This is a genomic window from Crenobacter sp. CS_VA4, assembly GCF_055597485.1.
Map to the genome: position 1 here is coordinate 45990 of NZ_JBVMAE010000022.1, position 9544 is coordinate 55533.

Below are 9544 nucleotides of genomic sequence, written 5' to 3' on the forward strand. Positions count from 1 at the left end.
GTAAGGTTGGCCTAAGCTTCGCCACTTATTCTCGGGAGCGTTTCGTCCCCCACCATCAACCCGACTTCATGCCCCGATGAACGAACTCCACCGTCCTGTTGCCGCCTCACCCGTCTCCGCCCCGCTCCAACGCACCTGGGTGCTGCTGGGCTGGCTGGCGCTCGCCGTCGTCTGGTTCGGCTCGCTCGGCTACCGTGCCCTGATCCACCCCGACGAAGGCCGCTACGCCTCGATCGCGCTCGAGATGCTGCAAAGCAGCGACTGGCTGACGCCGCACCTGAACGGCTTCCTCTACTTCGAGAAGCCGATCCTGCAGTACTGGATGGGCGCGGCGAGCTTCGCCGTGTTCGGCATCAACGAATTCGCCGCGCGCTTCTGGCCGGGGCTGACCGGTTTCCTGACCGTGGTGACGGTCGCCGTCACCGCCCGCCGGCTGTGGGGCGCAGAGGCCGGCCTGTTCGCCGCGCTGACCGCCGCCGGCAGCACCTGGATCATCGGCAACAGCCACTTTCTGACGCTGGATATGGGGTTGACCTTCTTCCTGACAGTGGCGCTGTGCGGCTTCATCGTCGCGCAGCGTGACGGCGCCGGCTCGGCCGAACAGCGCAACGCGATGTGGCTGACCTGGGCGGCGATGGCCGGCGCGACGCTGTCGAAGGGCCTGGTCGGCCTGGTGATCCCGGGCACGACGCTGGTCGCATACAGCCTGCTCACCTGGCAATGGGGCTTCTGGCGCCGCATGCACTGGCTGTCGGGACTCGCCATCTTCTTCGCGCTGGCCGCGCCGTGGTTCGTCGCGGTGTCGCTGAAGAACCCGGGCTTCTTCGACTTCTTCTTCATCCGCGAGCACTTCCAGCGCTTCCTCACCGACGAGGCCAAGCGCACCGGCCCGCTCTACTACTTCGTGCCGATCCTGATCGTCGGCCTGTTGCCGTGGACCACCTTGCTGCCGGCGCTGAGCAACCTCGGCCTGCGCAAGGAATCCACCACCTTCCAGCCGCTGCGCCTGCTGTTGATCTGGTCGATCTTCGTGTTCGTGTTCTTCAGCATCTCCAAGTCGAAGCTGCCGTCGTACATCCTGCCGATGTTCCCGGCGCTGGCACTGTTGGCGGCGCGGTTCTTCTCTGAGGTCGACGCGGCGCGCCTCAAGCGCCACCTGCTGTTCCCGATCGCGTTCTGGCTGATCCTGCTCGCCGCCGTGCCGTTCGTCGGCCGCTTCGCCTCGCCGGATTCGCCGATCGAGGTGCTCACGCCGTTCGCCCACGCGATCGCGCTGGCCGCGCTGCTGTTCCTGGTGCCGGCGGCTCTCGCCTGGCGCGCGCTCGGCAGCAAGCGCAAGCTGTTGGCGGTGGCGCTGATCTCGGCCGGCAGCCTGCTGGCGGTCACTACCGCCTCGCTCGGCCACGACAGCTACGGACAGCTCAAGAGCAGCAAGGCGGTGGCCGCCAGGCTCGCCCCGTTCCTGAAACCGGACAGCGAGATCTTCTCGGTGAGTTATTATGAGCAGTCGTTCCCGTACTATCTGGGCCGCAACGTGACGCTGGTCCACTACACGGACGAGTTCGCCTACGGCCAGGGACTGGAGCCTGCCCGCTGGATGCCGAAGGTGGAACAGTTCACCGCGCGCTGGCGCGCCATCCCGCACGCCGCGGCGATGATGTCGTCGAATACCTACAAGGACTTGCAACAACAGGGCCTGCCGATGCAGATCGTCTACCAGGACGCGCGTCGGGTGGTCGTGGTCAAACCATGAAACTCATTGAATTCTCGTTGATCCTGCTGGGGGTGCTGCTCAACGCCGCCGCCCAGCTGTTCCTGAAGGCCGGCGTGCGCCAGATCGGCCACTTCGACTTCGCCCCGGCCAATATCGTGCCGATCGGCTGGTCGCTGGCGACCAATCTGCCGATCATCGGCGGCCTGTCCTGCTACGTGATCAGCGTGGTGGTGTGGATCATGGCGCTGTCGCGCGTCGAGGTCAGCATCGCCTACCCGATGCTGTCGATCGGCTACGTGGTCAACGCCGGCCTCGCCTGGTGGCTGTTCGGCGAAGCGGTCACCGTGCAGCGCCTCGCCGGCATCGCCGTGATCATCATCGGCGTGATCCTGGTGGCGCGCAGCAGCTGAGCCCGCCCTTTCGGCCAACCTTGTGAATAAAGAACGCCCAATGGACTTTCTGCCGTTTACCCGTCCGAGCATCACCGAGGGCACCATCGCCGCGGTTGGCGAGGTACTGCGCTCCGGCTGGATCACCACCGGCCCGAAATCGCGCGAGCTGGAAGCCGCGCTGTCGGCCTACGTCGGCGGCCGCCCGGTGCGGGTGGTGACCTCGGCCACCGCCGCGCTGGAGATGGCGCTGCGCATCGCCAGCGTCGGCCCGGGCGACGAAGTGATCACCTGCCCGTTGAGCTGGGTGGCCACCGCCAACGTGATCCTCACCGTCGGCGCCACCCCGGTGTTCGTCGACGCCGACCCGGTCACCCGCAATATCGACCTCGCCAAAGCCGAGGCGGCGATCACAACGAAGACCCGCGCGATCATCCCGGTCGATCTCGCCGGCCTGCCAGTCGACCGCGAACGCCTCTACCGCTTGGCCGACCAGCACCGCCTGCGCGTGATCGAAGACGCCGCGCAGTCGATGGGCGCCAACTGGCGTGGCCGCGCGATCGGCAGCTGCGGCGACCTGGTGTCGTTCAGCTTCCACGCCAACAAGAACATGACCAGCGGCGAAGGCGGCTGCCTGGTGCTCAACAACGACGACGAGGCGCGACTGTTCGAGAAGCTGCGCCTGCAGGGCGTCACCCGCTTCGCCGACGGCACGATGGACGTCGACGTGCTCGGCGGCAAGGCGAACATGACCGACATCGCCGCGGTCATTGGCCTCGGTCAGCTCAAGCAGCTCGACGGCTTCAACGCCCGCCGCCGCGAACTGGCCCGCCTCTACTTCGAGCACTTCGACCAGAGCCTCGGCTGCGAGCTGCCGCCGGCCGACTTCGAACAGAGCAACTGGCACATGTTCCAGCCGCTGTTGCCGCTGGCCAACATGACGATGTCGCGCGCCGAGTTCATCGACGCGATGAAGGCCGAAGGCGTCGGCGTCGGGGTACACTACCCCGCCATGCACCTGTTCACCCTGTTCCGCGCCATGGGCTTCAAGGAGGGCGACTTCCCGCACGCCGAGGACATCGGCCGCCGTACCGTCACCCTGCCACTGTTCCCTGCCATGCAGGACGCCGACGTGATCCGCGTCTGCCAGGCCGTCAGCCGCGTACTGCGCCCAGCACTGAAATAACCACTGCTCATGCCCACACCCATCGATCTTTCCGTCGTCATCCCGGTTTACAACGAAGAAGACGGCCTCGACGCCCTGTTCGGCCGACTCTACCCGGCGCTCGACGCGCTCGGCATCCGCTATGAAGTGGTGTTCGTCAACGACGGCAGCCGCGATGCATCGCCGCGGCTGTTGGCCGATCAGTTCCAAAAGCGCCCGGACGTGACGCGCGTGGTGCTGTTCAACGGCAACTTCGGCCAACACCGCGCCATCCTCGCCGGCTTCGAACACAGCCGCGGCGAGCGCATCGTCACCCTCGACGCCGACCTGCAGAACCCGCCGGAAGACATCGCGCTGCTGCTCGCCGAAATGGACAAGGGCCACGACTACGTCGGCTCGATCCGCCGCCAGCGCAGCGACAGCTGGTGGCGCCACGTCGCCAGCCGCGCGATGAACCGGCTGCGCGAGCGCATCACCCACATCAAGATGACCGACCAGGGCTGCATGATGCGCGCGTACAGCCGCCGCATCATCGACACGATCAACCAGTGCAACGAGATGCATACCTTCATCCCGGCGCTGGCGTACCAGTTCTCGCAGCACCCGACCGAGGTGGTGGTCGGCCACGAAGAACGCTTCGCCGGCGAATCGAAGTACTCGCTGTACAGCCTGATCCGGCTCAACTTCGACCTGATGACCGGCTTTTCGCTGGTGCCGCTGCAGTTCTTCTCCTTCGTCGGCATCGTCATCTCGGTGCTGTCCGGCTTCCTGGTCGTCTACATGGGCGCACGCAGGCTGTTCCTCGGCCCCGAGGAAGGCGGGCTGTTCACCCTGTTCGCGATCGCCTTCCTGTTGATCGGCATCGCGTTGTTCGGCATCGGCCTGTTGGGCGAATACATCGGCCGCATCTACCAGGAAGTGCGCCAGCGGCCGCGCTACGTGGTCGCCACCGTGCTCGAGCAGAAGGAGCAGCCATGACCCGCGCCGCCGTGTTCGCCTACCACAACGTCGGCGTGCGCTGTCTGTCGGCGCTGCTCGGCCGCGGCGTCGAGGTCGCGCTGGTGGTCACCCACCGCGACAATCCGAACGAGACCATCTGGTTCGGCAGCGTGCAGAAGTTGGCCGAAAGCCACGGCATCCCGGTGATCACCCCGGACGATCCGAACACCGACGAGGTGCTCGAGGCGGTGCGCGCCGCCCGGCCCGACTTCCTGTTCTCGTTCTACTACCGCCACATGTTGAAGGCGCCGCTGCTGCAGGTCGCGCCGCGCGGCGCGTACAATATGCACGGCTCGCTGCTGCCGAAATACCGCGGCCGGGTACCGACCAACTGGGCGGTGATCCACGGCGAGACCGAGACCGGCGCGACGCTGCACGTGATGAACGAGAAGCCCGACAACGGCGCCCTGGTCGACCAGTTCGCCGTGCCGATCCTGCCGGACGACACCGCGCAGGAGGTGTTCGACAAGGTCACCGTCGCCGCCGAACTGGTGCTGTGGCGCTGCCTGCCGGGCCTGCTCGACGGCACCGCGACGTTCACCCAGCAGGACCTGAGCCAGGGCGGCTACTTCGGCGGTCGCAAGGCAGAGGACGGCCGCATCGCCGCCGGCATCGGCGCGAAGGCGCTGCACGATTTCGTGCGCGCGGTCACCCGTCCCTACCCTGGCGCGTTTAGCGACACGGAGGCCGGACGCGTGGTGATCTGGCGCACGCTGCGCGCCGGCGACGTTGGCCGAACCGTCGAGCGCACCGAACTCTACGCCGACGGCGACGCGCTCTACATTGCCTGCGCCGACGGTGGCCGGCTGCGCGTGCTCGACGCCTCGCTTAATGACGCCCCGCTCGATGCGGCCTCGCTCCGCGCCCGCTTCGGCAACACCGCGATTGCGCTCTAAGATTTACGTTTAACTAGCTCAACCTCCGTCGCCAGTCGCGACGGCAGAGGAACCCACACAATGAAAAAAGTCCTGATTCTCGGCGTGAACGGCTTCATCGGCCACCACCTGACCCGCAGCATCATCGATAACACCGACTGGGAAATCTACGGCATGGACATGCATGCCGACCGCGTGGCCGAGTGGAAAGACCACCCGCGTTTCCATTTCTTCGAGGGTGACATAACCATCAACAAGGAATGGATCGAATACCACGTGAAGAAGTGCGACGTAGTGCTGCCGCTGGTCGCGATCGCCACCCCGTCCACCTACGTGAACAACCCGCTGCGCGTGTTCGAACTGGACTTCGAGGCCAACCTGCCGATCGTGCGCCAGTGCGTGCAATACAAGAAGCACCTAGTGTTCCCGTCCACCTCCGAGGTGTATGGCATGTGCCACGATGACGAATTCGACCCGGAAAACTCCGAGCTGATCTGCGGCCCGATCAACAAGCCGCGCTGGATCTACTCCTGCTCCAAGCAGCTGATGGACCGCGTGATCCACGCCTACGGCATGGATCAGGGCCTCAACTACACGCTGTTCCGCCCGTTCAACTGGATCGGCGGCGGCCTGGACAACATCAACACGCCGAAGGAAGGCTCCAGCCGCGTGATCACCCAGTTCCTTGGCCACATCGTGCGCGGCGAGACCATCAAGCTGGTCGACGGCGGTCACCAGAAGCGCGCGTTCACCTACGTGGACGACGGCATCGCCGCGCTGATGAAGATCATCGAGAACAAGGACGGCAAGGCCTCGGGCCAGATCTACAATATCGGCAACCCGACCAACAACTACTCGATCCGCGAACTGGCCCAGATGATGCTTGACCTGGCGCGCGCCTACCCGGAATACCAGCTCAACGCCGACAAGGTGAAAGTGGAGGAAACCACCTCCAGCGCCTACTACGGCAAGGGCTACCAGGACGTGCAGAACCGCGTGCCGAAGATCGACAACACCAAGACCGACCTCGACTGGGCGCCGACCGTGAAGATGGCCGACGCGCTCAAGGGCATCTACGACTACTACCGCGACCAGGTGGTGGCGTCGCGCGACCTGTCGAACTGATCCATGTCGCTGCTCGCGCTCAAGATCGACGTCGACACCTGGCGCGGCACCCGTGAGGGCGTGCCGCGGCTGGTCGAGATCCTCAAGCGCCATGAGGCCGGCGCCACCTTCCTGTTCAGCCTCGGCCCGGATCACACCGGCCGCGCGATCAAGCGGGTGTTCCGGCCGGGCTTCCTGTCCAAGGTGTCGCGCACCTCGGTGGTCGAGCACTACGGCATCCGCACCCTGCTCTACGGCACGGTCCTGCCCGGCCCGGACATCGGCCGGCGCGAGGCGGCGCTGCTGCGCTCGGTGCGCGACGACGGCTTCGAGGTCGGCATCCACACCTGGGACCACATCAAGTGGCAGGACTATGTGGCAGGCCAAAACGCTGCCTGGACCCGCGCCGAGATGCAGAAGGCGGTCACTCGCTACACCGAGATCTTCGGTGAACCGCCGCGCACCCACGGCGCGGCCGGCTGGCAGATGAACGAGACGGCGTACGCGCTGGAGAAGGAGTTCGGCCTGACGTACGCGTCGGACGGCCGCGGCGAGTTCCCGTTCCAGCCGGTTGACGCCCAGGGCCGAAGCTTGGGCGTGCCGCAGCTGCCGAGCACGCTGCCGACGCTCGACGAGCTGATCGGCGTCGACGACTGGACTTCGGCCAACGTGCACGAGCACCTGCTGGGGCTCACCGCGGCGCCGGCCGAACACGGCCACGTCTACACGCTGCACGCCGAGCTCGAAGGCATGAAGCTGCTCGACACCTTCGACAGACTCTTGAGCGGCTGGAAAGCGCAGGGCTATAAGCTCGTCTCGACCGCCGAGCTCTATGCCACGCTCGACCCCGCCGCGCTGCCGCGCTGCCGGGTCGAAATGGGCGAGATCCCCGGCCGCAGCGGTACGCTAGCGCTACAAGGCGCGGCGATTAGCGCTTAAAATCGGCCCCAGCAACCCCACCGGAAGCCATCTCACGATGCCTTCCGGTTTTTGTGTTGCAGCGCTCCCCTCGCCGACGGGCCGGACACCGACGCCGGCCGCATCTCCAGCTAGCTGATCCCTCATGCCCCTGGAGGCCCGCTGCCGGCCCTCACACGGCGACCAGTCCCGGGCCGGCGCGCTCCTGATCCGTGTTCGTCTGACGCGGAATCGCCACAGTCCCCAAGGGCCGATCGGCCCCTTTTTTGTTCCCGCATCCGGCGTTTCGGCCAACGTTGGCCGAACACTCTTGATGACAAGTGTTCTCGCCAATTAAAGTCGAAAACACCGATCATTTATCCATGCACCTTACCGGCTATCCGATTTTGAATGTGGCTTTTCTAAAGTCGAAAACTACGCCCCGCCCACCTCCGCCTTCAACACTCCAGTGTGCAAATAAAGTCGAAAACGCCATTCTGTATAGCTATATCTTGCCTACGATTTGCCCTTCCTCACCTTGCCCCCTACCTAGAAACGCTTATCAACGGATTGCTCTCACGCCAGCGACGCAACACTCCTACTTAGCACCGTCCGCGCCGAGGCCTTTGAACGGGCCTCGGCGTGAGAGTCAGGAGGTATCTAGGAAAGTGGGGGCGATTCAGATCATGCCTTCGCTTGTGCAGATACTAAGACGTGGCGATGGATACGCAGCACCATGATGGCAGCGATCAGGCACAACCCGCCCGACATCATGGTGGCCACCGTGTAAGTACCCAGGCTGTTGCGCAGCATGCCGCCAACCAAGGCCGCGCAGGCCGCACCCAACTGGTGGCCGGCCACCACCCAGCCGAACACGATCGGTGCATCCTGCTTGCCGAACACATCGTTGGTGAGCCGCACCGTGGGCGGAACCGTCGCCACCCAATCCAAGCCGTAGAACAGCGCGAACAGCGGCAAGCCGAAATAGGTAAAGCCGAAGGCATAGGGTAGATAGATCAGAGCCAGGCCGCGCAGGCCGTAATACCAGAACAGCAGCACGCGGTTGTTGAGGCGGTCCGACATCCAGCCTGACATTGTGGTGCCGACCAAGTCCAGCGCGCCCATTGCGGCCAGGATGCCGGCACCGCGTACTTCACCGATGCCATAGTCGTCGCACATGGCGATGAAATGGGTGCCGATATAGCCGTTGGTGCTAGCGCCGCACACGAAGAAACTGAAGAACAGCAACCAGAAGTCACGAACTTTTACTGCCCGCCCGAGGACGCCGAATGCGATGGCGATGGGGTTCTGGCGGTTGTCGCCGGTGTGCAGTGGAGCATCGTCCGGCTCGCCGTACAGCGGCAAGCCCAGCGAGGCAGGCCGTTCGGGCAGCAATAGGAATACCAGGGGCAGGACGACCGCTGCCGCTGCCGCAACGGTGAGTACCACTTGGCGCCAGCCGTAGTGCTCGACGATAGCGGCTAAGAGCGGCAGGAACACCAGTTGGCCGGTAGCCGAGCTGGCCGTGAGGATGCCCATTGCCAGACCGCGCCGCTCGGTAAACCAGCGGTTGACTACCGTGGCACCCAGCGTCATAGCGGTAACTCCGCTGGCACAGCCCACGATCAGGCCCCAGATCAGCCACAGCTGCCAGCTGTGCTGCATCAGGCTCGATAAGCCGATGGCGACAGCCAGTACCACGAGCGCGAAAAGTACGGTCCTGCGCAAGCCGAAGCGCTGCATGGCGGCGGCGGAGAATGGCCCCATCAGGCCGAACAAGGCCAGGTTGATCGACAGCGCGAGTGAAATCGTAGCCCGACTCCAGCCGAAGGTATGCTCCAGCGGCACCATCATCACGCTGGGGGTTGCGCGCGTGCCGGCGGTTATCAACATCACCAGAAAAGTTACCCCCAAGGTGACCCAGGCGTAATGAAAGCGCCCTCTGGCCCAATTGGCGATGACCTGCATTTGGTTTCTCCTTAGGTGTTATTGTGCCGGCTGAAGGTTGTTACTAGTTAGTAACATTGTGTTGCGATGGTATGTACCGATCGGTAACATGTCAACTGCGATGAGGAGAATACACATGAGTAGTGAGATTGATGCAGCCCCTAAACCGACCCGCAAGGTCTTGCAGGGGGCGGTGGCGCAGGCACAGATACTGGAGGCGGTAGACGAGCTGTTCTACCTAGAGGGAGCGCGCGCGGTGAGTGTGGACGAGGTCGTCAAGCGGGCTGGCGTCAACAAGATGAGTGTGTACCGCCAGTTCGAATCCAAAGATGATCTGCTGCTGCACTACCTGGCGCGGCGAGATGAGAAATTCTGGGATTACTTCAACGCCAGCCTTGCTAAGCACCCGGACAAGCCTCGCGAACAACTGTTGCAGTTCTTCAGCGACCTTGCC

At 64.4% G+C, this 9544-nt stretch carries 9 protein-coding genes; 8 read left to right on the top strand and 1 reads right to left on the bottom strand.

The genetic code is table 11. The features are described from left to right. Positions 1-76 precede the first annotated feature (76 nt). From ACZ2IA_RS17570 to ACZ2IA_RS17600, 7 genes are read left to right on the top strand one after another with little or no spacing between them, the layout of a single operon-like run. A complete protein-coding gene (locus ACZ2IA_RS17570; RefSeq protein ID WP_470293887.1) occupies positions 77-1753 on the top strand; it encodes a phospholipid carrier-dependent glycosyltransferase in 1677 nt (558 codons plus the stop codon). Next, positions 1750-2124 (top strand): DMT family transporter, encoded by a 375-nt coding sequence (locus ACZ2IA_RS17575; RefSeq protein WP_470293888.1) that lies wholly within the window; start codon positions 1750-1752, stop codon positions 2122-2124. Before ACZ2IA_RS17570 ends, ACZ2IA_RS17575 begins: the two co-directional genes overlap by 4 nt. 40 nt (positions 2125-2164) lie before the next feature. After that, positions 2165-3289, top strand: a complete 1125-nt coding sequence (locus ACZ2IA_RS17580; RefSeq protein ID WP_470293889.1) for a DegT/DnrJ/EryC1/StrS family aminotransferase — start codon at positions 2165-2167, stop codon at positions 3287-3289. A 9-nt stretch (positions 3290-3298) separates the two neighbouring features. Further along, positions 3299-4246, top strand: a complete 948-nt coding sequence (locus ACZ2IA_RS17585; RefSeq protein WP_470293890.1) for a glycosyltransferase — start codon at positions 3299-3301, stop codon at positions 4244-4246. Then, complete coding sequence (locus tag ACZ2IA_RS17590; protein WP_470293891.1) at positions 4243-5163, top strand: formyltransferase; 921 nt, start codon at positions 4243-4245, stop codon at positions 5161-5163. The genes ACZ2IA_RS17585 and ACZ2IA_RS17590 overlap by 4 nt, the downstream gene beginning before the upstream one ends. A 60-nt stretch (positions 5164-5223) precedes the next feature. Further along, a complete protein-coding gene (locus ACZ2IA_RS17595; protein ID WP_470293892.1) occupies positions 5224-6267 on the top strand; it encodes a bifunctional UDP-4-keto-pentose/UDP-xylose synthase in 1044 nt (347 codons plus the stop codon). Positions 6268-6270: 3 nt separating this feature from the next. After that, on the top strand, positions 6271-7185 hold the full coding sequence (locus tag ACZ2IA_RS17600; protein ID WP_470293893.1) for a polysaccharide deacetylase family protein: 915 nt from the start codon (positions 6271-6273) through the stop codon (positions 7183-7185). Positions 7186-7827: 642 nt separating this feature from the next. Here ACZ2IA_RS17600 and ACZ2IA_RS17605 read toward each other — a convergent pair. After that, complete coding sequence (locus tag ACZ2IA_RS17605; protein WP_470293894.1) at positions 7828-9111, bottom strand: MFS transporter; 1284 nt, start codon at positions 9109-9111, stop codon at positions 7828-7830. 115 nt (positions 9112-9226) lie between these two features. Between ACZ2IA_RS17605 and ACZ2IA_RS17610 the strand changes: the two genes are divergently transcribed. Then, on the top strand, positions 9227-9544 hold a 318-nt coding region (locus ACZ2IA_RS17610; RefSeq protein ID WP_470293895.1), incomplete at its 3' end, for a TetR/AcrR family transcriptional regulator.

What these genes read in the sequence shown, in the direction of transcription:
- ACZ2IA_RS17570 (WP_470293887.1), top strand. Translation starts at nt 77, where the DNA reads ATGAACGAACTCCACCGTCCTGTTGCCGCCTCACCCGTCTCCGCCCCG.
- ACZ2IA_RS17575 (WP_470293888.1), top strand. Translation starts at nt 1,750, where the DNA reads ATGAAACTCATTGAATTCTCGTTGATCCTGCTGGGGGTGCTGCTCAAC.
- ACZ2IA_RS17580 (WP_470293889.1), top strand. Translation starts at nt 2,165, where the DNA reads ATGGACTTTCTGCCGTTTACCCGTCCGAGCATCACCGAGGGCACCATC.
- ACZ2IA_RS17585 (WP_470293890.1), top strand. Translation starts at nt 3,299, where the DNA reads ATGCCCACACCCATCGATCTTTCCGTCGTCATCCCGGTTTACAACGAA.
- ACZ2IA_RS17590 (WP_470293891.1), top strand. Translation starts at nt 4,243, where the DNA reads ATGACCCGCGCCGCCGTGTTCGCCTACCACAACGTCGGCGTGCGCTGT.
- ACZ2IA_RS17595 (WP_470293892.1), top strand. Translation starts at nt 5,224, where the DNA reads ATGAAAAAAGTCCTGATTCTCGGCGTGAACGGCTTCATCGGCCACCAC.
- ACZ2IA_RS17600 (WP_470293893.1), top strand. Translation starts at nt 6,271, where the DNA reads ATGTCGCTGCTCGCGCTCAAGATCGACGTCGACACCTGGCGCGGCACC.
- ACZ2IA_RS17605 (WP_470293894.1), bottom strand. Translation starts at nt 9,111, where the DNA reads ATGCAGGTCATCGCCAATTGGGCCAGAGGGCGCTTTCATTACGCCTGG.